Raw genomic sequence first — 21,780 nt, 5'->3', positions numbered from 1 at the left:
GCCCACCCGCGATTGCCGCGGCTCCGCCCAAGTCCACCCTGCCCGGCCCGACTTCACCCGAAGCCGGCCCCGCCCCAAAAGCTGACACCAATGACTGTGACATCGCCCCGTGGCTCCGTCAATGCCCGCAGTCGCCCTGTGGATACCGTCGGTAACGTCAGGGTTGCCCGCCCCGTTCCCCTACGGGTCCGTCACCCCCCGGTCGTACCCGCCAACCATCGCCAAGGCTGACGCCCTCCGCACCCGGCACCACTACCGTCGTGCAGCGTGACAGTCATCGCCACCGAGAACCTGAGCAAACGGTTTCCCCGGGTCACCGCGCTCGACGGCCTCACCCTCGACATCGGCCCCGGGGTCACGGGCCTGGTCGGCGCCAACGGCGCCGGCAAGTCCACGCTGATCAAGATCCTTCTCGGGCTGTCGCCCGCCTCCGAAGGCTCCGCCACCGTGCTCGGCCTCGACGTGGCCGCCGGCAGCGACACCGCCGCAAGCATCCGCGAGCGCGTCGGCTACATGCCGGAACACGACTGCCTGCCGCCCGACGTCTCCGCCACGGAGTTCGTCGTGCACATGGCGCGCATGTCCGGCCTGCCCGCCACCGCGGCGCGCGAGCGTACCGCGGACACGCTGCGCCACGTCGGCCTGTACGAGGAGCGCTACCGCCCCATCGGCGGCTACTCCACCGGCATGAAGCAGCGCGTCAAGCTCGCCCAGGCCCTCGTGCACGACCCGCAGCTCGTCTTCCTCGACGAGCCGACCAACGGGCTCGACCCCGTCGGCCGCGACGACATGCTCGGCCTCATCCGCCGCGTGTACGCGGACTTCGGCATCTCCGTGCTGGTCACCTCGCACCTCCTCGGCGAACTGGAGCGCACCTGCGACCACGTCGTCGTCATCGACGGCGGCCGGCTGCTGCGCTCCAGCTCCACCAGCGACTTCACGCAGACCACCGCCACCCTCGCGGTCGAGGTGACCGACACCGACGCCCACCCCGACGGCACCGCCACCCTGCGCAAGGCGCTCGCCGGCGCGGGTCTCGGCATCACCGCGGACGGCCGGCTGCTGTACGTCGAGGCCGGGGACGACGGTACGTACGACGTCGTACGGGACGCGGTGGCCGGGCTCGGCCTCGGGTTGGTGCGGATGGAGCAGCGCCGGCACCGCATAGCGGAGATCTTCCGCGACGACGACACCCACCCGGCGAGCGCGCCCCCCGACACGAGCCCAGAGGCGCACCCCGACACGAGCCCCGGCACGGCGCCCCCGGGCACAGCCGACGCGACACCCCCCGCGAGCACGTCCGCGACCGACCCCGCGACCGACCCCGCAGGAAGCTCTCATGCCCACTGACGCGCCCGCCACCGGCAACGCCGGCAACGCCGGCCAGGCCCCCGGCACCGGCACGCCCGCCGCCGCCACCGACGTCATCCACGACATCGGCTACCGCCACTACGACGGCCCCCGCCTCGGCCGCGGCTACGCCCGCCGCTCGCTGTTCATCCAGTCCCTGCGCGCCGCGTACGGCCTCGGCCGCTCCGCCAAGTCCAAGGTCCCGCCCGCGCTCCTCTACGGCATCATGGCCCTGGTCGCGCTCATCATCGTCGCGGTCGCCATCGGCACCAACATGGACGAACTGCCGCTGGACTACACCGACTACGCGATCTTCCTCCAGCCCGTCATCTTCCTCTTCATCGCCGCCCAGGCCCCGGTGTCCGTCTCGCGCGACCTGCGGTTCCGCAGCGTCCCGCTGTACTTCTCCCGCCCCGTCGAGCGCGTCGACTACGTCGTCGCCAAGTACGGGGCGATGGCCTCGGCGCTCTTCATCCTCACCGCCACCCCCCTGGTGGTCCTCTACGTCGGCGCGCTGCTGGCGAAGTTCGACTTCGCCGACCAGACCAAGGGCTTCGCCCAGGCGCTCGTCTCCGTCGCCCTGCTGTCGCTGCTCTTCGCCGGCATCGGCCTGGCCATCGCCGCCCTCACCCCGCGCCGCGGCTTCGGCGTCGCCGCCGTCATCGCCGCGTTCACCGTCCCGTTCGGCGCGGTCAGCGCCCTGCAGGGCATCGCGTGGGAGCAGGACAACCTCGACGCCATCGGCTGGTTCGCGCTCTTCTCGCCCATCGGCCTCATCGACAACGTCCAGTCGGTGTTCCTCGGCGCGACCCCCGCGACCGCCTCCCCCGAGCCCGTCGACCCGTCCACCGCGGCCGGGGCGGCCGCCCTGCTCATCGCGCTCGCCGTCGCCGCCGGCTGCTTCCTGTTCCTGCTGCGCCGCTACCGAAAGGCCGGGCTGTGACCACCATCCGGATCGACAGCGTCTCCCGCTGGTTCGGCAACGTCGTCGCCGTCAACGACGTGACCATGGCCATCGGCCCGGGCGTCACCGGCCTCCTCGGCCCCAACGGCGCCGGCAAGTCGACCCTCATCAACATGATGGCCGGTTTCCTCGCCCCCTCCACCGGCGCCGTCACCCTCGACGGCGTGCGCATCTGGCGCAACGAGCAGGTCTACAAGCACATCGGGCTCGTGCCCGAGCGCGAGGCGATGTACGACTTCCTCACCGGCCGCGAGTTCGTCCGCGCCAACGCCGAACTGCACGGCCTCGGCCCCGACGCCGCGCAGAAGGCGCTGGCCACGGTCGAGATGGAGTACGCGCAGAACCGCCGGATCGGCACGTACAGCAAAGGCATGCGGCAGCGCGTGAAGATGGCGTCCGCCCTCGTCCACGAGCCCGACGTACTGCTCCTCGACGAGCCCTTCAACGGCATGGACCCGCGCCAGCGCATGCACCTCATGGACCTGCTCCGGCAGATGGGCGCCGCCGGCCGTACCGTGCTGTTCTCCTCGCACATCCTGGAGGAGGTCGAGCAGCTCGCCGCGCACATCGAGGTGATCGTCGCCGGCCGGCACGCCGCCTCCGGCGACTTCCGCAAGATCCGCCGGCTGATGACCGACCGCCCGCACCACTACGCCGTACGCTCCAGCGACGACCGCGCACTCGCCTCCGCGCTCATCGCCGACCCGTCCACGGCCGGCCTCGAACTCGACCGGCGCGACGGCATCCTGCACATCCAGGCCGTCGACTTCGCCCGCTTCACCGAGCTGCTGCCGCGCGTCGCCAGGGACCACGGCATCCGCCTCTACGAGGTCTCGCCGTCCGACGAGTCCCTCGAATCCGTCTTCTCGTACCTGGTCGCGGCCTGAGAAGGAGCGAAGAACGCGATGCTGTACCACCCCACCGTCGCCCGGCTCACCCAGCGGGCCATCCTCGGCCGCCGCCGGGCGCTCATCCTGCTCCTGCTGCCCGTACTGCTCATCGTCATCGCCATCGTCGTACGCGCCCTCGTGGGCGCCGACGACGAGGTCACCGCCGACCTCCTCGGCGGCTTCGCGCTGGCGACCATGGTGCCGCTGATCGGCGTCATCGCCGGTACGGGCGCCATCGGCCCGGAGATCGACGACAGTTCGATCGTCTACCTGCTCGCGAAGCCCGTGCCGCGCCCGACGATCATCCTCACGAAACTGATCGTCGCGATCGGCGTGACCGCCGCGTTCTCCGCGGTCCCCACGCTGCTCGCCGGCGTCATCCTCGGCGGCAACGGCAGCCGCCTGGCGGTCGCGTACGCGCTGGCCGCCGCGGTCGCCTCCGTCGCATACGCCGCCTTCTTCCTCATGCTCGGCACGATCTCGCGGCACGCGGTGGTCTTCGGACTCGTCTACGCGCTGGTGTGGGAGGCGCTGCTCGGCAGCCTCGTCGACGGCGTGAAGACGCTCAGCATCCAGCAGTGGGCGCTGGCGGTGGGCGAGAAGATCGGGCAGGGCGGCCACGTGGTCTCCGACGTGGCGCTGCCGGTGGCGACCATCCTCCTGATCGTGGTCACGGCGGGCACGACCTGGTTCGCCGCCCAGCGCCTGCGGTCGCTGACCCTGGCGGGCGAGGAGTAGCGGCCGGCGGCGACCGACCGGGCCGTTTCCCGCACTCCGAAAATGCCGGACGGCGGACGGAGAACGCGGCAGGATGGCCGGCATGACCTTGCCTGCTCTTCCCGAGGAGTCCTTCCAGCGCGTGCTCTGCGTCGTCGCGCACCCCGACGACATGGAGTACGGCACGTCCGCGGCGGTCGCCCGGTGGACCGCGCGCGGCATCGAGGTCGGCTATCTCCTGCTCACCCGCGGCGAGGCCGGCATGCCCAACCCTCCCGAGGAGACGGCGCGCCTGCGCGCCGCCGAGCAGCAGGCGGCCTGCGCGGTCGTCGGCGTCGAGCGCCTGACGATCCTCGAGCACCCGGACGGGGTGCTCGTCTACGGCCTCGACCTGCGCCGGGACATCTGCCGGGAGATCCGGCGGTTCAAGCCCGACGTCGTACTCGGCTCCGGATACGGGATCGAGACGCCCTTCGGCTTCGACCAGGCCGACCACCGCGCGGCCGGACTCGCCACCCTCGACGCGGTGCGCGACGCGGGCAACCGGTGGATCTTCCCGGAGCAGGTCGACGACGAGGGCCTCGAACCGCACTCCGCGCGCTGGCTCATCCTCCCCGGACTCCCGGGCTCCGGCGCGACCCACGGCGTCGAGGTCACGGGCGAGCCGCTGGCCCGCGGCATCGCCTCACTGGAGGCGCACGCCGCCTACCTGGCCGCCCTCCCGGACCACCCCGCCCCAAGGGACTTCATCCCGAAGTTCACCGCGCTGAACGGCAAGGCCATGGGCGTCGACCACGCCGTCCTCTTCCGCGCCCACGACCTCCAGGCACCGCCGGACTTCTCCAGCGATTCCGGCCAGGACTGAGCGCAGCGGGCGGGCGGCGGCTTCGGTCGCTACGGGGTGAGGGAGGCCGTACGCCCGCTACGGCAGCCAGCGCTCCAGTGCCATGTCGACGATGTCCTGGAGTTCGTCGCGGCCGAGGCCGCCGGCGGCCTGGACGGCGATGCCGAACGTCACCGTCATCACATACCGGGCGAGCCGTCGGGGGTCGGCGTCGGCCGGAAGATCGCCCTCGTCGACGGCGCGCCGGAAGCGCTCCTCAAGGCGTAGACCCGAGTCGTTCCGCCACTCGACCAGCAGGTCGTGCGCGGGCCGACCCGCATCGCTCGACGCCAGCGCGCCCTGCACGCCCAGGCATCCCGCGGGGCCTCCGGGACGCGTCGTGGTCCGAACCGCTCCGCGGAGAATCGCCTCGGCCACGCCTCGCGCGGTCGGCTCCTCCAGGGCGCGCGTCCCGTAGTCGGCCGGGCCCTCGGTGTAGCGCTCCACAGCCTTGCGGAACAGCTCCTCCTTGTTGCCGAAGGCCGCGTAGAGGCTCGGCTTCGTGATGCCCATGGCCTTGGTCAGATCGGTGAGGCTGACCCCCTCGTAGCCCCGTTCCCAGAACATCTGCATGGCGCGCTCGAGCGCCTCGTCGATATCGAATCCTCGAGGCCGACCCATGACGGCGCTCCGCGAACCAGCCATGTGTGCAGCGTACTCCCGAGTGATGGTCCAATCCGGCCGACTTCTGTACCGCCCGGAATAGAAATCCTGCACTCTCGGTTCCCACCCACGACGGCAGTCACCACGGCGGGTTCGTGGAAGGGCGTCGTCGCAGGTCGATCATCGTCCGAGCACACGCCCCGCGGTTCGGGGCGGCAGAGAGGTCAGCATGTCCGAGAAGGAAGTACGCGAAGTCTTCGAGCGGTACATCGAGGCACTCAACGCCCATGAGTTCGACCGGATGACCGAGTTCATTCATGACGAGCTCACCGAGAACGGCAGGCCGGTCACGCGGGACGACGTCATCGCGGAGTTGAAGGGGCACGGCGACGCGGTGCCGGACTTCACCTGGCGGGTACGGGACGTGGCCATCGACGGTGACCGCGTCGCAGCCCGTCTGTTCAACAAGGGCACCCCCGCGAAGGAGTGGTTCGGCGTCGCTCCGACCGGCGAAACGATCGAGTACGCCGAGTACTCCTTCCACAAGGTGCGTGACGGACGCTTCTACGAGATGAACTACCTGATCGACGCCCAGGCCGTACAGCGACAACTCGGCATCTGACATCCGGAACCGAACATCGCCCGACGCACCTCCGAGAGCCCGGCCACCGGCCGGGCTCTCGTTGTGTGTCGATCATGTCGCGACTCGGATGTCTCCTGTGTCCCCAGAGGGATATGGCGAACTCCGTTGCTCGCCTGAAACGACGCCCTACTACAGGTGTAGGTTCTCAGCTTCGCTGTCAGGTGGCAGCGCTGTGACCTGCGGTTCCTCTCGCTGTCTCACGTTGCGTCGGTCGTCCGCAGTCTCATGAACGTGTCATTTCCTCGGACTGCGGCTACCACTGCCCGTGCCTCGGTCGGCCCGGACGGCTCCGGCCCCAGGTCACCGGCCAGCTTGCTCCGCCTCCTGCTTTTCACTCCACGGCTCGCGCTCGCTCGCTGGGCCCCGCGGGCGACGGACGTTTGCGCTATCGAGGGGAAATCGCCTGTTCGTCGCCCAGACGGCCAGCGCACAGGCCGCGAATCCGGCCCCGAGGATGCTGGAGCCCGCCCAGCCGTGGGCGGTGAAGATGGCGGTGGTTGCGGCTGCTCCGAGGGCGGAGCCGAGGGAGTAGAAGACCATGTAGCTGCCGATGACGCTGCTGGTGCAATCCGGGTGCGCGGTGGTGAGCAGGTGCTGGTTGCTCACATGTACGGCCTGGACCGCGAAGTCAAGGGCCACGATTCCGACGATGAGGAGCCCCAGCGTCCACGGCAGTTGCGCAATCGCTACCCACGAGAGGACGAGCAGGGTGAGCGCGAGGCCAGCGACCTGAGTCGTCCGCCCCGCATCTGCCCACCGTCCCGCGCGAGCAGCGCCGAGGGCACCAGCGAGTCCCGCGATGCCGAACAATCCGATCTGGCTCTCGCTCAGATGCCACGGCTCGTCCCCAAGCGGCAGGGACAGCCCGCTCCACAGCGTTCCGAACGAGGCGAACAAGAAGAATGCGATGAGCCCGCGCGTCAGCAGGAGACGCTCACCGAACAGTCCGCCGAGTGAAACGACGGCCTGCCTGTATCCCGCAGGTCGGCTCGGACGCTCCTCTGACGGAAGGGCGACGAGAACGAGACCCGCGAGCCCGAGCAACAGCACCGCAAGCAGGGCATAGATGCTGCGCCAGCCCCACACATCGGCGAGCGTGCCGGTGACGACCCGCGCTCCCAGGATGCCGACCACAACGCCCGAGGTCACCACACCAATGTTCCGGCCTCGCTCGGCAGGCGGCGAGACCGATGCGGCGTAGGCCACCGTGGTCTGTACGACGACTGCGAACAGCCCTGCCGCCGCGAGCCCCACGAACGCCATCCATGCGGCTGGCGCCAAGGCCGTGAGGACCATGCCCGTTGCGGTGATCGCCAGGTGCACGGCGATGAGCCAGCGCCTGCTGACGACCACATCGCCAAGCGGCACCAGCAGCACCAGCCCTGCCAAGTAACCGAACTGGCCGGTCGCAACGATCCACCCCGTGTGTGCTGCCGGCACACCGAGATCCCGTCCCATTGGCTCCAGAACCGGCTGCGCAGCGTAGATGCTGGCCACAGCGACGCCACAGACCGCCGCGAGGAGTAGCCGCCGCCACATGTCCATCGCACCCCAACCCCAATCAGTAGCGAATTGCAACCGTTTTGACGGTAGGGCATGCTGGTTTCAATCCGCAACTCATTGGGAGGTGTCATGCCGCGCCCCACCATCCGCGCCCCGAAGCCCGACTGGACCGACCCCAACTGCCCCGTCGCCCGCACACTCGACCTCGTCGGCGACAGGTGGAGCCTTCTCGTCATCCGCGACGCGATGGACGGGGCGCGCTCGTTCACCGAGTTCCAGCGACGCACCGGCATCGCCCGCAACATCCTCACCGAGCGCCTGCGCAGGCTGACTGCGTACGGGCTCCTCGCCCAGCGCACCGCGCCGTCAGGCCGCCGTCAGGAATACGTGCTCACCGACGCCGGCCGCGATCTCTTCTCCGTCATCCTCACCCTGCGGCAGTGGGGAGAACGCCACGCCTTCGCTCCGGACGAGGCGCACTCCACCTTGGTTGACGAGCACGGCACCCCTGTGCCAGAAATCGTGCCGACAAGCGCCGACGGCACCCCCCTTGATACCGAGACCACCCACGTGCAGAAGACCCGATAGAAGGCAAGTCGTCAGATGTCTTCAGATCTCTCAGACACCAGTTGGATCAAGAATCGATAGCCACCTGACGCGTGGTTTCCTCACTGGCCGCGGTGGCACCTTGCAGGTCACGGATGGCCCGGATGACGTGATGCCCGAAGGTGCCTCTGGTTGACGTGCCGGGTGGCGGGGTCGATGAGCACTGCCCGTCCGTCGTAGGCGGCCAGCGTCATCGTGGTGATCGTCTCCGGTGGGATGCGGGTGACAGCGCTGAGCATGTCGGTCTTGTGCCCTCGCAGCATGGCCGTCCACTCGGACGGGATGTCGCGGGTGCGCTTTCGGTATTCCGGCCGGGGCAGTCCGAGCTGCGGCAGCAGCTCGCCCAGCGGGGTGTGCAGCCGGTGCGCGAGCGCTTCGAACCACGAGTCCAGCGCTTCCCCGGGCAGCGGTTCCAAGCGCAGGGGCAGGGTGCGCGGGAGGTTCATGCTGCCCGCTTGCCGGGGCGGCTGGTGCGCTTCCCTCCGGCGAAGGCCGCTCCAGTTCCCTGCGGGCCCGCTCGGAGGCGGCGTCGTTCTTGACGGTGTTCAGCAGCTCTTCGTCCAGGCGCTCGGCGCCGGTGCGGACGGCCTTCTGGCAGCCGCGGTTGATCAGGGTCATCAGCGAGCCGATGTGTCCGGTGCTGCGGGCGAAGAGGTAGTCCGACAGCTCATCGGCGATCATTCCGGGGTGTTTGTCGGCGAGGACGACGCGCTGCTCGACGGCCAGCAGCAGGTCGCGCCAGTCGCGGCGTCCCTTGTTGTTCGTGATGCCGAACGGCTCCATGCCCAGCCGGGTGGTGCGACGTCCGGTCTGGGCGACCACGGCGTCCTCGTAGTCCTCTCCCTCGTCGAACAGCCCCTTCTTGGCCAGGCCGACGCCGATCAGCAGCAAGGTGACGGGGAACTCGTTGGCGAGGTAGTTGAAGTGGTTGCTCACTTCCGCGCCGTTGCGGTGCCGGAATTTCAAAAAGTACAGGTCATCGACGATGACAAGCTCCGCGCCACTGGAGAGGATGCAGTCCAGGGCGCGGTAGCCGAAGTCGGCGGCCGTGCCTCGGAAGCGGCCCGGGTGGGCGTAGAACTCCAAGATGGCGCGGTTGAACCAGTACGTACCCGAGTAGTGCCGCTGCCCGCTGTACCAGCGGAACGTACGCCACGGCGACGCCTCCGACAGCCGGGAGATGTCCACAGCCTCCCAGGGGCGGTTCTCATCGACGCCCCATCAACACGACGGCGGCTCAGCGTCACGTCCTCAGCCGGTCCGGCATCCACGCCCCACCCCTGTCAGCCACTCAGCTCGACACGAGGAGAGTCGCACCAGGCGCGTGCCGCAGGAGTCACAGTTCAGGGGCGCCACCTGATCGGGTGGCGCCCCTGAACTGTGGTTCTCCAGGCGCTGTCAGGAATGCCATCGCCATGACACGGCAGCGGAGAAAATGACACGGAGACAGAAAACCTACAGCAGGCCCGGTCAGGTCTGGGCCATGTCCACGAAGCGGGAGTAGTGGCCCTGGAACGCCACGGTGATCGTCGCCGTCGGGCCGTTGCGGTGCTTGGCGACGATCAGGTCCGCTTCGCCCGCACGGGGGGATTCCTTCTCGTACGCGTCCTCTCGGTGCAGCAGGATGACCATGTCTGCGTCTTGTTCGATCGAATTGTGCACGCTAATTCCGTTTGCGATGAAGTTGTGCGTGCCGAGCACGGTGGCGTCGTACACCTCCTGCTCGCCCAGGTTCTCAATCGAGACGACCTCGTCCCAGAACACGTCGCTGGTCGCCAGCATCTCCAGATCCGCGCTCTGCAGGACCTCCGCGATGCGCCCGAGGCGGACCCGGCCGGGTGACCTCTTGTAGAGTGCGCTGCCGCAGTATCTGGTGCCCAGGGCGCTCTGGAACGCTCGCGTCGTCAGAGACTGCTCACGTAGCTGCTCGCGGACCTGCTCCCAGACGTCGCGCGGGACCGTGTCGAGGTTGGGGTTGGCCCGGACGTGCCGTAGGCGCTCCACCGCGGATACGACGTGGCGGGAGCGGTCGCCGTGGACCCCGACGTCTCGCAGGAACCGGCGCTGATCGTCCACGCCCGAGATGTCCACGGTCCAGCCGGGCCTGCCCGTGGTGTTGCCCACCGCCCGCAGCCGGGCGCGGATATCGAGGCGCAGCAGGAGATGGTGCAGATCTCGGGCAAGCCGTTCACTCGTCGTCGCGTAATAGACGCGGACAGCGCCGGAACCCGACACCGTCACCGAACCGTCCGTCGCCCACAGGTGGCGCAGGAAGAACCGCACCTGCTCGTCGGGCAGCGCGAACAGTTCGCGCGGGAGGAACTTCTCATGGGCGCGCTTGCCGTACAGGCCCATACCGTCCAGCCAGGCGGCGAGGGGACTGCGACGCCCGCGCGCGAGGCGGAAGGGAGCGGGCAGATAGACGTGCGACCAGGTGCCTTGGGCGACCCGCCTGGGCGTGATGCCGAAATGGGTCGCCGCCTCTTCCACCGCGGTGAGGTTGGCCTCGTCGTTGCTCGTGTAGTGCAAGGGCTGGCGCGGCGCCACGCAGCCGTCGCCGATCAGGTGCGCAAGCATGACCACCTCGGCTTCGGGCCAGGCTTTCTGCTGCACAGGAGCATCCAGCCGCCGCGGGGTGGCGATGCGCGAGCCGGGGGCCAGTTCCCCGAGGGGGGTCCAGCCGTCGTACGTCAGGAACGGGTGGTTCGCCGTCGCCTCGATCTCCCGGCCCGAAGCCAGCCGCAGGCGGAACGTCTCCTTGACCCCGCTGGAGAACACGTGCGTCATCGTTCGGGGCACGAGCCGGAGTTGCTCGTCGAGCGACCAGACAGGAATGTCCTTCTCGCCGCCGGCCAGCAGCTCACCGATAGTGACCTCGTTTCCGGTGTCAGCCCGCAGGACGCGCGTCGATGCCGTGACGCATCCCGATTCACGGAGGTCGGAGACCATCGGCTTCTTGTCCGTGCGCTGTTCGGGGCCGCGGTTGAGCTGGGACAGGGCGATCACCGGGACCTCCAGCTCCTTCGCCAGCAGCTTGAGGTTCCGGGACATCTCCGAGACCTCCTGCTGGCGGCTCTCCGGGCGGCGGGAGCCGCCCGTCTGCATCAGTTGGAGGTAGTCGATGACGATCATGTGCAGGTCGTTGCGCTGCTTCAGGCGGCGGCACTTGGCGCGGATCTCCATCATCGACAGGTTCGGCGAGTCGTCGATGTACAGCGGGGCGCCGGTCACCTCGGGCATCCGGCGGGCCAGGCGGGTCCAGTCGTCGTCGGTCATGCTGCCGGAGCGCATGTGGTGCAGCGCCACGCGGGCCTCCGCGGAGAGCAGCCGCATCGCGATCTCGTTGCGGCCCATCTCCAGCGAGAAGATGACGCTGGGCAGATTGTTCTTGATCGAGCAGGCGCGGGCGAAGTCCAGGGCGAGCGTGCTGTTGTGCGTCGGCACCATCGACCGGGAGGCCAGGTACAGGCGGTCCGGATGCTCGACCTGGACGCAGCGAACCGGGACGCTCGGCACTTCGCGGACATCGGTGACGAAGCGGCGTGCCCGCCGGGCGGTGGTCTGCTTGCGGCGCGCCGCGTGGGCCCTTTGCTTGTGCTCCAGGAGGAAGACGTCCTCGGCGGTGGTGAAGCTGATGACGTGGACGGTGGAGGTCCGGTCCGTACGCGCCGCCGCGGCCCGCTTCGTCGTCGTGCGACAGCGGTGGCCGAGGCTGGTGGCCAGTTCGCGGAAGTCCTCCGCGAGTGTCCCGTCGGTGACCGCGAACCGGACCGCGCCGCTGCGGGTGATGGTGCCGGCGCTGTCGAGCAGTCCGGCGAGCAGGTGCCTGCGCTGCTCGGCGGAGCCGCGCAGGTAGTCGCGCGGGATGTGCGGTTTCTCCGCCGCCCCGGTGGACGTGCCGGCGCCGAGGCGGGCGCCCAGGTCGTACGGCTCGACCGGGAGTCGGCGGGCGGGGAGGGCCAGGGGGGCGGTGGTGGGGACGGAGTGGTTGAGGCGGTTGTCCGCGAGGCTCGTGCAGCGCAGGGTCTCCGCGATCTCCTTGGTCGTCCGGACGGCGGCCGGGGTGCGCCCGGAGCGGCGGGAGGCCCGGGTGTCCGTCAGCCACTGGTGGTCCGCGTCGGCGACGATCGTGGTGCCGTCGTCGAAGGCGACCTCGTAGCACGGGCGGCCGGTCATGACCTCCGTGGCGGCGACCACGCGGGTCGGGGAGCCGTCGGCGGCGACGAGGAGGTCGCCGGGGCGGACCTCGCCCATCGTCGTCCACCCGGTGGGCGTGGGCAGCGGGGTGTCCAGGGCCAGGGCCTTGCCCATCGCGGGGCGGGCGGCGACGACGATCATCTGGCCGGGGTGGAGACCGTTGGTCAGGGAGTCGAGGTCGGTGAAGCCCGTGGGGACGCCGGACATCTGGCCGCTGCGGGAGCCGATGGCCTCGATCTCGTCGAGGGCGCCCTCCATGATCTCGCCGAGGGGGAGGTAGTCCTCCGCGGTGCGCTGTTCGGTGACGGCGTAGATCTCGGCCTGGGCGGAGTTGACGATGTCGTCGACCTCGCCGTCGGCCGCGTATCCCATCTGGGTGATGCGCGTGCCCGCCTCGACCAGGCGGCGCAGGATGGCGCGCTGGTGGACGATCTCGGCGTAGTACTCCGCGTTGGCGGCGGTGGGGACGGACTGGACGAGGGTGTGGAGGTACGACGCGCCGCCCACGCGGGCGAGTTCGCCGCGCTTGGTGAGCTCGGCGGAGACGGTGATGGGGTCGGCGGGCTCGCCGCGGGCGTAGAGGTCGAGGATCGCGGTGTAGACGGTCTCGTGGGCCGGGCGGTAGAAGTCGTGGCCCTTGAGGACCTCGACGACGTCGGCGATGGCGTCCTTGGACAGCAGCATGCCGCCGAGGACGGACTGCTCGGCGTCCAGGTCCTGCGGGGGTACGCGCTCGAAGGCTGCGGGGGCGCCGGAGCCCCAGGGGTCTTCGGGCGCGGGCCGGTCCGCCTCACGACGCAGTGGACGGACGTCCCCGGGCATGGTGTCCACGTACTCCCCGTGCTCGGACACGGCTGCCCCACCTCCTCCCACCCGCCTCTCGGCGGACCTCTCAGGGCGCCCCTCTTTCTTACGGCACACCGCTGACAATTCACCCGCGGCGTTCCGCTTACGGCGCGTCGGCCGGCCCCCCGGACCGCCGGCGGCGGTGCCGGTGCCGGGCAGGGGGGAGGGTCCACCGTAGGTCCGCGGCGGGCTCTCGCCAATTGCGCTATCCACAGGGGGTGTGGAAAGCGTCCGCCAACCTGTGGATTACTTGGGGAAAGCTGTGTACGAGGCGGGGGACAGTGCTGTGGACAAGCACACTATCGCCCCGCGATCACCCGTTTGACCTGCCCATTCTTCGTCCACCCCCGGTGGAGGAGAAAAACTTCCCCCTCCGCGCCGAGCTCGCGGCGGGCGCCGCGTGCGATCACCCCGTACACGTCACACTGTAAGAGCCAGAAGCCTGTTGCGTCTGTTACCTGTGGACTATTAGATTTGCTGCATGCACGACGTCCCCGCGCCCACCGCCGCCGACCAGGGTCCGCCCGGCGAGCGGCGGCGCCGCAGCCGGCGGCGCCACGACCGCGAGATCGTCGCCCTCGCCGTCCCCGCCTTCGGCGCGCTCGTCGCCGAGCCGCTCTTCGTGCTCGCCGACAGCGCCGTCGTCGGCCACCTCGGCACCCCGCAGCTCGCCGGACTCGGCGTCGCGGCCGCGCTCCTCACCACCGCCGTGAGCGTCTTCGTCTTCCTTGCCTACGCCACCACCGCCGCCGTCGCCCGCCGGGTCGGCGCCGGCGACCTGCGCTCCGCGATCCGGCAGGGCGTCGACGGCATCTGGCTCGCCGTGCTGCTCGGCGCCGCGCTCGTCGCCGTCACCGTCCCCACCGCGCCCGGCCTCGTCGGGCTCTTCGGCGCCTCGGACACCGCCGCGCCGCACGCGGTCACGTATCTGCGCGTCAGCGCCTTCGGCATCCCCGCCATGCTCGTCGTCTTCGCCGCCACCGGCGTGCTGCGCGGCCTGCAGGACACCCGCACGCCGCTGTACGTCGCCGTCGGCGGGTTCACCGCCAACGCCGTCCTGAACGTCACCCTCGTCTACGGCGCCGGCCTCGGCATCGCCGGCTCCGCCTGGGGCACCGTGCTCGCGCAGTGGGGGATGGCGGCGGTGTACCTGGCCGTCGTCGTGCGCGGGGCCCGCCGCCACGGCGCCGCGCTGCGCCCGCACCCCGGCGGCATACGGGCCTCCGCGCGGGCCGGGGTGCCGCTGCTGATCCGTACGCTGTCGCTGCGCGCCGTGCTGCTGATCGCGACGGCGGTGGCGGCCGGGCTCGGGGACGAGTCGGTCGCCGCGCACCAGGTGGTGCTGAGCATCTGGTCGCTGCTGGCCTTCGCGCTGGACGCGATAGCGATAGCCGGGCAGGCGATCATCGGCCGGTATCTGGGCGCGGGGGACGCGGACGGCGCGCGGGAGGCGTGCCGGCGGATGGTGCAGTGGGGGGTGGCGACCGGCGCGGTGCTGGGCGTGCTGGTGGTGGCCGCCCGGCCGCTGATCCTGCCGCTGTTCACGGACGACGCGGGGGTGCACGACGTGCTGCTGCCGGCGCTGCTGGTCGTCGCGGTGACGCAGCCGCTGGCGGGGGTGGTGTTCGTGCTCGACGGCGTGCTCATGGGCGCGGGTGACGGGCCGTATCTGGCGTGGGCGATGCTGCTGACGCTGGCGGTCTTCGCGCCGGTGGCGCTGGCGGTCCCGGCGCTGGGCGGGGGGCTGACGGCGCTGTGGTGGTCGATGGGGCTGATGATGCTGACCCGGCTGGCGACGCTGTGGCTGCGCGCGCGGTCGGGGCGGTGGCTGGTCACGGGCGCCGTACGGGCGTAGCGGTACGGGCGGAGGGGTACGGGCGTAGCGGCCCGGACCGGCCGACGCCCTCGGCTGCCGGGGCCCCGGTTCGCGGGCCGGGCCCGGTTCCGTACGTCCGTACGCGAACGGGCCGCAACCCCCGCGGGGGTTGCGGCCCGTTCTTCGTTCTGCCCGTTGCCGGACGGTGCGTCAGCCGGCCACGACCTCGACGCCGACCTTCGCGTCGACCTCGGGGTGCAGCCGCACGGACACCTGGTGGGCGCCGAGGCTCTTGATCGGCGCGGACAGCTCGATGCGCCGCTTGTCCACGTCCGGGCCGCCGGCCCGCTTGATCGCCGTGGCGATGTCGGCGGGGGTGACGGCGCCGAAGAGGCGGCCGCTGGCGCCGGCGCGCGTGGACAGGCGCACCTGCACGCCCTCCAGCTCCGACTTGACGGCGTTGGCCTGCTCGACCGAGGCGATCTCGCGCAGCTTGCGGCCGCGGCGGATCTGCGCGACGTCCTTCTCCCCGCCGCGGGTCCAGCGGATCGCCAGCCCGTTGGGGATCAGGTAGTTGCGGGCGTACCCGTCCTTGACCTCGACGACATCGCCCGCGGCACCGAGGCCGGAGACCTCACCCTTGAGGATGATCTTCATACTTCGCTCACCCTCCCAGTCAGCGCGCGGTCGAGGTGTAGGGCAGCAGCGCCATCTCCCGGCTGTTCTTCACGGCCGTGGCGACATCGCGCTGGTGCTGGGTGCAGTTGCCGGTGACCCGGCGGGCACGGATCTTGCCGCGGTCGGAGATGAACTTCCGCAGCAGGTTCGTGTCCTTGTAGTCGACGTAGGAGATCTTCTCCTTGCAGAAGACGCAAACCTTCTTCTTCGGCTTGCGCGGAGGCGGCTTCGCCATGATGTCTTTGCTCCAGTGATCAAGAAGTGTGGTGTACGAGCACCCTCGTCACGCCCCGGGAGGCCCGGGATCAGAACGGGGGCTCGTCCGAGTAACCGCCGCCCTGGCCACCCTGGCCGCCCTGGCCGCCGCCGGAGTTCCCACCCCAGCCGCCGCCCTGACCGCCCTGCTGACCGCCGCCGGACGTGGCCCACGGGTCGCCCTGCGGGCCGCCGCCACCCTGGCCGCCCTGACCGCCGCCGGGGCTTCCGCCCCAGCCACCGCCCTGGCCGCCCTGCTGGCCGCCGCCACCGCCGCCGAAGCCGCCGCCCTGGCCGCCCCTGCCGGTGGTCTTGGTGACCTTGGCCGTGGCGTACCGGAGCGCGGGGCCGATCTCGTCGACCTCCAGCTCCACCACGGTCCGCTTCTCGCCCTGCTGGGTCTCGTACGAACGCTGGCGGAGCCGGCCCTGGGCAACCACGCGCGTGCCACGCGTCAGCGACTCGGCGACGTTCTCCGCTGCCTGGCGCCAGATCGACGCGCGGAGGAACAGCGGGTCGCCGTCCTTCCACTCGTTGGTCTGCCGGTCGAACGTCCGGGGCGTCGACGCGATCGTGAAGTTCGCGACGGCCGCGCCGGACGGCGTGAAGCGCAGCTCGGGGTCATCGGTCAGGTTTCCGACGACGGTGATGACGGTCTCGCCTGCCATGTCTTGACCTCTCGCGGTTGCTGCCGGGTGGTGCGGTCTGGCTTGTCGGTTCGGTTACTCGTACGTGGTGTACTCGTCGGTTGTCGTCAGTGGATTGCGGGGCGCAGGACCTTGGTCCGCAGCACCGACTCGTTGAGGTTCATCTGCCGGTCGAGCTCCTTGACGACATCGGCCTCGGCCTGGATGTCGATGACCGAGTAGATGCCCTCGGGCTTCTTCTTGATCTCGTAAGCGAGACGACGACGGCCCCAGGTGTCGACCTTCTCCACCTTGCCCTTGGCCTCACGGATCACGGACAGGAAGGACTCGATCAACGGGGAGACTGCACGCTCCTCGAGATCGGGGTCGAGGATGACCATCACCTCGTAGTGACGCATTGTGGAACCCACCTCCTCTGGACTCGGCGGCCACGGTCTCTCCGTGGCAGGAGGTTCTTCATTGCGTCGCAACGGTAGCGCCCGGCACTGACAACCCGCGGTGGAGGCGCCGGATGGGGCGCCGTGCGGCGGGATGGCCTGGGCTGGCTCCGCTACAGACGGTACACAGTACCCGCAGCGGCCCTTCCGGTTGAAATCCGGCCAGGATTCCGGGCAATCTGGAGTCAAAGGGTGTGAGCGGCGTCACGTACGACCTGCAGCCCGCGCCGCCGTACGGGCATGGAGGTGCCCTATGCCTCAGGCAATACAGCCCCCGCAGCGCAACATCGGCCTCTTCGCCAGCGACGGCGAACACCACGTCGCGCAGGACACGCTTCTCGTCATCACGCTCGCCGTCGGCGCGGTCGCGGTCGTCATGGCCCAGTGGCGCGGCCTGCACGTGCCGGCGACCTGGGCGGGTCTGATCGGGATCGTCACCGGGGCGTGGGCACAGATGATCTCCGAGACCACCCGGGAACGGTTCCTGATCCTCCTGGGCCTCGGGGCGTCCGGCCTCGGCTTCTTCCTGGCGATGGCGCGCGGCGGCTTCTCTCTCTGAACCCCTCCTGAACTCCTCCGGGACGCGCCGAGTCGGCCGCCGCCTTCCGCCGCCTTCCGCTGACGCAGCCGCCTCACACCACCGCTCGCTCCCGTGTTCGCGTGGCCCCGCCGCTTGGGGCCTTCCCCTCTGGGGCGCGGTGCGCCCGCAGTAGGCTTCACCCGCGAGAAGCCTGCCGCAGTCGGCAACCCGCCGCAGCACGAGGAGCGCCGCCATGAGCCTGACCCTGCAGCCCATCAGCCGCGAGCAGCATCTGGCGTACATCCGCAGCCTGCCCGCCGCGAGCCACTGCCAGATCCCGGCGTGGGCGGACGTGAAGTCCGAGTGGCGCGCGGAGAACCTGGGCTGGTTCGACGGCGACGGGCGGCAGGTGGGCGCGGCTCTGGTGCTGTACCGGCAGTTGCCGAAGGTCAAGCGGTATCTGGCGTACCTGCCGGAGGGGCCGGTCATCGACTGGTACGCGCCGAACCTCGACGCGTGGCTGACGCCGATGCTGGCGCACCTGAAGGGCCAGGGCGCGTTCTCCGTGAAGATGGGCCCGCCGGTGATCATCCGCCGCTGGGAGGCGCCGACGATCAAGGCGGGCATCGCCGACCCGGACGTCAAGCGGCTGCGCGACGTCAACGCCGACGTCGTCGAGCCGCAGGCGTTCGAGGTCGCCGAGCGGCTGCGGCGGATGGGGTGGCAGCAGGGCGAGGACGGTGGCGCGGGCTTCGGCGACGTACAGCCGCGGTACGTCTTCCAGGTGCCGCTGGCGGGCCGGTCCCTGGACGAGATCTTCAAGGGCTTCAACCAGCTCTGGCGGCGCAACGTCAAGAAGGCCGAGAAGGCGGGCGTCGAGGTGGTGCAGGGCGGTCTCGAGCACTTCGGCGAGTGGCAGCGGCTGTACGAGATCACGGCCGAGCGCGACAAGTTCCGGCCCCGGCCGCAGGGGTACTTCGAGCGCATGTGGAAGGTGCTCAACGCCGAGGAGCCGGGCCGGATGCGGCTGTACTTCGCGCTCCACCAGGGCGAGTGCCTGGCGGCGACGACGATGCTGACGGTGGGCGGGCACGTGTGGTATTCGTACGGTGCCTCCGCCAACCACGGGCGCGAGGTGCGCCCGTCGAACGCCATCCAGTGGCAGATGATGAAGGACGCGCACGCCGCCGGCGCGCACGTGTACGACCTGCGCGGCATCGGCGACGCGCTCGTCGACAGCGACCACCTCTTCGGGCTGATCCAGTTCAAGGTGGGCACAGGGGGGCAGGCGGCCGAATACCTGGGCGAGTGGGACTACCCACTGAATAAGCTGCTCCACAAGGCTCTCGACATCTACATGTCCCGCCGCTGACCACGGCGGACTTGCGCGTGAAGCAGCGGACTTGCGCGTGAAGGAAAGGGCCCCCGACACCGCGAAGGAAGGTAGACCGACCGCCATGCCGCTCACCCTGTACGTCGATTCCGCGCGGTGGCGCGCACACCAGCAGCACATCCTGGAGCAGTTCCCCGGGCTCGTCCCCGTCTGCAAGGGCAACGGCTACGGCTTCGGCCACGAGCGCCTGGCCGCCGAGGCCGCCCGGCTGGGTGCGGGCCCGCTGGCGGTGGGCACGGTGTACGAGGCGGCGCGGGCGCGCGACTTCGTCAGCGGCGACCTGCTCGTCCTCACCCCGTACCAGCTCACCGAGGAGCCCGTGCCGCTGCCGACGCGGGTGATCCGCACCGTCGCGTCGGTGGACGCGGTGGGGCGGCTGGTCGGCGCCCGGGTCGTCATAGAGGTGATGAGCTCGATGCGGCGGCACGGAGTCACGGAGGAGGAGCTGCCCAAGCTGGCGTCGCTGCTGTCGGACGTGACGCTGGAAGGCTTCGCGATCCACCTGCCGCTGGACCGCACGGACGGCTCCAGCGCGGTGGACGAGGTCATCACGTGGATGGACCGGCTGCGCGCGGCGCGGCTGCCGCTGCACACGATGTACGTCAGCCATCTGCGGGCGGACGAGTTCGAGCAGTTGCAGCGCCAGTTCCCGCAGACCCGCTTCCGGGCGCGGATCGGCACCAGGCTGTGGCTGGGCGACCACGACGCGACGCAGTACAAGGGCACGGTGCTGGACGTCACGCGCGTGGCGAAGGGCGACCGCTTCGGCTACCGGCAGCAGAAGGTGTCGGGCGACGGCCACCTGGTGGTGGTCGCCGGCGGTACGTCGCAGGGCGTGGGGCTGGAGGCGCCGAAGGCGATGCACGGGCTGGCGCCCCGGGCGAAGGGCGTGGCCCGGGCGGGGCTGGCGACGGTGAACCGCAACCTGTCGCCGTTCGTGTGGGAGGGCAAGCAGCGCTGGTTCGCGGAGCCGCCGCACATGCAGGTGTCGATCCTGTTCCTGCCGGCGGAGACGTCGGCGCCGGTGCAGGGCGACGAGATGGTCGCGCACCTGCGGCACACGACGACCCAGCCGGACCGCGTGGTGGAACGCTAGCGGGTCCGTCTCCGCGACTTCACTCGATGGGGGACACCGGGGCCGGTTTCACGGCCCGTTCCGCTCCCCACCGCACCTGCGGCCTCCCCGGCGCTCCGGCCGCTCCGGGTGCCCCGGGCAGGCCCGCCGCGTGCCGCCCGGGCCGCGCCTCGCCGAGCACCCGCGCGTCCGGCGCCCGGTCCAGGACGCCCCCGCCGGGGTCGTCGTCGCCGAGGCGGCGTACGGGATCGCGGTCCGGCATCACGATGTCCCGTACGACCACCGCGCACAGGTAGAGCGTGCCGAGGAGATGCGCGGCGATGGCCACGTGGTAGCCGTCCGGGGGCAGGCCCTTGGCGTCCTCGCCGCCGTTGGTGTAGGCGAGGTAGAGCCAGATGCCCAGGTAGTACGCGACCTCGCAGCCCTGCCAGATGAGGAAGTCGCGCCAGCGCGGCCGGGCCAGCGCGGCGAGCGGGATGAGCCACAGGACGTACTGCGGCGAATAGACCTTGTTGGTGACGATGAACAGCGCCACGACCAGGAACGCGAGCTGCGCGAAGCGCGGGCGGCGCGGCGCGGCGAGCGCCAGGGCGCCGATGCCGAGGCAGCCGAGGACCATCAGGGCGGTCGCGTAGACGTTCGCGTCGTCCAGGGGCTCGCCGGAGCGCTGGGAGATGATCAGCCAGAACGACCCGAAGTCGACGCCCCGTTCCTGGCTGAAGGTGTAGAACTTCGCCCAGCCGTCCGGCGCCTTGATCATCACGGGCAGGTTGACGACGAGCCAGGCGCCGGCCGCGGCGGCGGTCGCGGTGCCGAACTGCCGTAGCCGCCCGGCGCGCAGACAGAGCAGCAGCAGGGGCCAGAGCAGCAGCGCGGAGTACAGCTTGGCGGCGGTGGCGAGGCCGAGGAGCACGCCCGCGGCCACGGGGCGGCTGCGGGACCAGGCGAGCATCGCGGCGGCGGTCAGCGCGACGGCGAGGAGGTCCCAGTTGATCGTCGCGGTGAGCGCGAGCGCCGGGGCGAGGGCGACGAGGAGCCCGTCCCACGGCCGGCGGCGGTGCGTACGGGCCACGCAGACGGCGACGATCGCGGTGCAGGCCATCAGCATGCCGGCGTTGACGAGCCAGTAGACCTGCTCGCGGTGCACCAGGTCGTCGCCGCCCGGGGTGAGCCAGGAGGCGACCTCCATGAACAGCCCGGTCAGGACCGGGTATTCGAGGAACTCCATCCCGCCGGAGACCTCCGGCGGGATGCGGTCGAAGTACGGCGTGAGGTCGTCGGCGAAGCCGCGGCCCTGGTAGAGGTGCGGGATGTCGGAGTAGCAGGCGCGGGTGTACTGCGCGTTGGCGCCGGAGAACCAGGCGCCGTCGTAGCACGGGTACTTCTGCACCATGCCGAGCGCAAACATCCCGATCGCCACGAGCGCGATCACCCGCACCGGAGTCCACCAGGACCCGCCGAGCAGCGCCCGGCGGCCCAGCGGACCGCCGAGGACCTCGCTGCCGCGGGCGGCGATCTCGTCGTGCCGGGTGGGGGCCACGGGCGGCCCGGCCGCCGCCCCGGCGGCGGCCGGCCGCCGGGCCGGGTCGTGGTCCACGCTCGTCATGGGGTCATCCTGCCGTACGGGGACGGGGGGCAGGCGGGCGTACGGGCACCGGCGCGCGCGGCGGGCGGGCCGGCGCGGCCCCGGCCGCGTACGGGCGGCGGGGACCCGGGCCGGGGGCCCGGGCTCCGGCGCCCGCTGCGCCGGAGCCGCT

Annotated in this window: 20 protein-coding genes; 11 read left to right on the top strand and 9 right to left on the bottom strand. The window is 70.7% G+C overall.

From position 1 onward, the window contains the following. Nucleotides 1-267: 267 nt before the first annotated feature. From O7599_RS19915 to O7599_RS19895, 5 genes are all read left to right on the top strand, one after another. The gene (locus tag O7599_RS19915) at nucleotides 268-1,350 is read left to right on the top strand and encodes an ATP-binding cassette domain-containing protein (protein ID WP_281616954.1); all 1,083 of its coding nucleotides are present in this window, start codon (nucleotides 268-270) and stop codon (nucleotides 1,348-1,350) included. After that, nucleotides 1,340-2,293: an ABC transporter permease gene (locus O7599_RS19910; protein ID WP_281616953.1), complete on the top strand. Its 954-nt coding sequence runs from the start codon at nucleotides 1,340-1,342 to the stop codon at nucleotides 2,291-2,293. The genes O7599_RS19915 and O7599_RS19910 overlap by 11 nt, the downstream gene beginning before the upstream one ends. Beyond that, a complete protein-coding gene (locus tag O7599_RS19905) occupies nucleotides 2,290-3,201 on the top strand; it encodes an ABC transporter ATP-binding protein (protein ID WP_281616952.1) in 912 nt (303 codons plus the stop codon). Before O7599_RS19910 ends, O7599_RS19905 begins: the two co-directional genes overlap by 4 nt. A gap of 21 nt (nucleotides 3,202-3,222) precedes the next feature. After that, nucleotides 3,223-3,942, top strand: a complete 720-nt coding sequence (locus O7599_RS19900) for an ABC transporter permease subunit (RefSeq protein WP_281623444.1) — start codon at nucleotides 3,223-3,225, stop codon at nucleotides 3,940-3,942. 82 nt (nucleotides 3,943-4,024) lie between these two features. Continuing rightward, complete coding sequence (locus O7599_RS19895) at nucleotides 4,025-4,786, top strand: PIG-L deacetylase family protein (protein WP_281616951.1); 762 nt, start codon at nucleotides 4,025-4,027, stop codon at nucleotides 4,784-4,786. A 57-nt stretch (nucleotides 4,787-4,843) separates the two neighbouring features. Here O7599_RS19895 and O7599_RS19890 read toward each other — a convergent pair whose 3' ends face one another. Further along, the gene (locus O7599_RS19890; protein ID WP_281616950.1) at nucleotides 4,844-5,425 is read right to left on the bottom strand and encodes a TetR/AcrR family transcriptional regulator; all 582 of its coding nucleotides are present in this window, start codon (nucleotides 5,423-5,425) and stop codon (nucleotides 4,844-4,846) included. Nucleotides 5,426-5,636: 211 nt separating this feature from the next. Between O7599_RS19890 and O7599_RS19885 the strand changes: the two genes are divergently transcribed. Continuing rightward, nucleotides 5,637-6,029 carry an ester cyclase gene (locus O7599_RS19885; protein ID WP_208517059.1) on the top strand — a complete coding sequence of 131 codons (393 nt, stop codon included), beginning with the start codon at nucleotides 5,637-5,639 and terminating at the stop codon, nucleotides 6,027-6,029. A 321-nt stretch (nucleotides 6,030-6,350) separates the two neighbouring features. On the opposite strand, the gene O7599_RS19880 is transcribed toward O7599_RS19885, so the two are convergent. Beyond that, nucleotides 6,351-7,595 carry an MFS transporter gene (locus O7599_RS19880; protein ID WP_281616949.1) on the bottom strand — a complete coding sequence of 415 codons (1,245 nt, stop codon included), beginning with the start codon at nucleotides 7,593-7,595 and terminating at the stop codon, nucleotides 6,351-6,353. Nucleotides 7,596-7,682: 87 nt separating this feature from the next. On the opposite strand from O7599_RS19880, the gene O7599_RS19875 reads away from it, so the two are divergent. Then, complete coding sequence (locus tag O7599_RS19875) at nucleotides 7,683-8,141, top strand: helix-turn-helix domain-containing protein (RefSeq protein WP_281616948.1); 459 nt, start codon at nucleotides 7,683-7,685, stop codon at nucleotides 8,139-8,141. 30 nt (nucleotides 8,142-8,171) lie between these two features. Here O7599_RS19875 and O7599_RS19870 read toward each other — a convergent pair whose 3' ends face one another. Together O7599_RS19870 and O7599_RS19865 are read right to left on the bottom strand one after the other, a co-directional pair. Then, entirely contained in the window at nucleotides 8,172-9,347 is a 1,176-nt protein-coding gene (locus O7599_RS19870; protein ID WP_281616947.1) for a hypothetical protein, read from the bottom strand. 282 nt (nucleotides 9,348-9,629) lie between these two features. Beyond that, entirely contained in the window at nucleotides 9,630-13,178 is a 3,549-nt protein-coding gene (locus O7599_RS19865; protein WP_281623443.1) for a replicative DNA helicase, read from the bottom strand. A 505-nt stretch (nucleotides 13,179-13,683) separates the two neighbouring features. Between O7599_RS19865 and O7599_RS19860 the strand changes: the two genes are divergently transcribed. Beyond that, on the top strand, nucleotides 13,684-15,057 hold the full coding sequence (locus tag O7599_RS19860) for an MATE family efflux transporter (RefSeq protein ID WP_281616946.1): 1,374 nt from the start codon (nucleotides 13,684-13,686) through the stop codon (nucleotides 15,055-15,057). A 171-nt stretch (nucleotides 15,058-15,228) separates the two neighbouring features. Here the strand turns inward: O7599_RS19860 and rplI are convergent, their stop codons facing one another. The 4 genes from rplI to rpsF all read right to left on the bottom strand — a co-directional run bounded on the left by rplI (nucleotide 15,229) and on the right by rpsF (nucleotide 16,996). Beyond that, entirely contained in the window at nucleotides 15,229-15,675 is a 447-nt protein-coding gene (gene rplI / locus O7599_RS19855; protein ID WP_281616945.1) for a 50S ribosomal protein L9, read from the bottom strand. 19 nt (nucleotides 15,676-15,694) lie between these two features. Continuing rightward, entirely contained in the window at nucleotides 15,695-15,931 is a 237-nt protein-coding gene (gene rpsR / locus O7599_RS19850; protein WP_018838794.1) for a 30S ribosomal protein S18, read from the bottom strand. Nucleotides 15,932-16,001: 70 nt separating this feature from the next. Beyond that, nucleotides 16,002-16,619: a single-stranded DNA-binding protein gene (locus O7599_RS19845; RefSeq protein ID WP_281616944.1), complete on the bottom strand. Its 618-nt coding sequence runs from the start codon at nucleotides 16,617-16,619 to the stop codon at nucleotides 16,002-16,004. 86 nt (nucleotides 16,620-16,705) lie between these two features. Further along, the gene (gene rpsF / locus O7599_RS19840; protein ID WP_018838796.1) at nucleotides 16,706-16,996 is read right to left on the bottom strand and encodes a 30S ribosomal protein S6; all 291 of its coding nucleotides are present in this window, start codon (nucleotides 16,994-16,996) and stop codon (nucleotides 16,706-16,708) included. Nucleotides 16,997-17,288: 292 nt separating this feature from the next. Between rpsF and O7599_RS19835 the strand changes: the two genes are divergently transcribed. From O7599_RS19835 to O7599_RS19825, 3 genes are all read left to right on the top strand, one after another. After that, nucleotides 17,289-17,594, top strand: a complete 306-nt coding sequence (locus O7599_RS19835) for a hypothetical protein (RefSeq protein WP_281616943.1) — start codon at nucleotides 17,289-17,291, stop codon at nucleotides 17,592-17,594. Nucleotides 17,595-17,808: 214 nt separating this feature from the next. Then, complete coding sequence (locus O7599_RS19830; RefSeq protein ID WP_281616942.1) at nucleotides 17,809-18,927, top strand: peptidoglycan bridge formation glycyltransferase FemA/FemB family protein; 1,119 nt, start codon at nucleotides 17,809-17,811, stop codon at nucleotides 18,925-18,927. An 85-nt stretch (nucleotides 18,928-19,012) separates the two neighbouring features. Next, a complete protein-coding gene (locus tag O7599_RS19825) occupies nucleotides 19,013-20,044 on the top strand; it encodes an alanine racemase (RefSeq protein WP_281616941.1) in 1,032 nt (343 codons plus the stop codon). A gap of 19 nt (nucleotides 20,045-20,063) precedes the next feature. On the opposite strand, the gene O7599_RS19820 is transcribed toward O7599_RS19825, so the two are convergent. Further along, on the bottom strand, nucleotides 20,064-21,629 hold the full coding sequence (locus tag O7599_RS19820) for a glycosyltransferase 87 family protein (protein WP_281616940.1): 1,566 nt from the start codon (nucleotides 21,627-21,629) through the stop codon (nucleotides 20,064-20,066). Between the last annotated feature and the right edge of the window lie 151 nt (nucleotides 21,630-21,780).

The sequence above is a fragment of the Streptomyces sp. WMMC500 genome (assembly GCF_027497195.1).
GTDB lineage: Bacteria > Actinomycetota > Actinomycetes > Streptomycetales > Streptomycetaceae > Streptomyces.
This window is presented reverse-complemented; position numbering and strand designations above follow the sequence as displayed.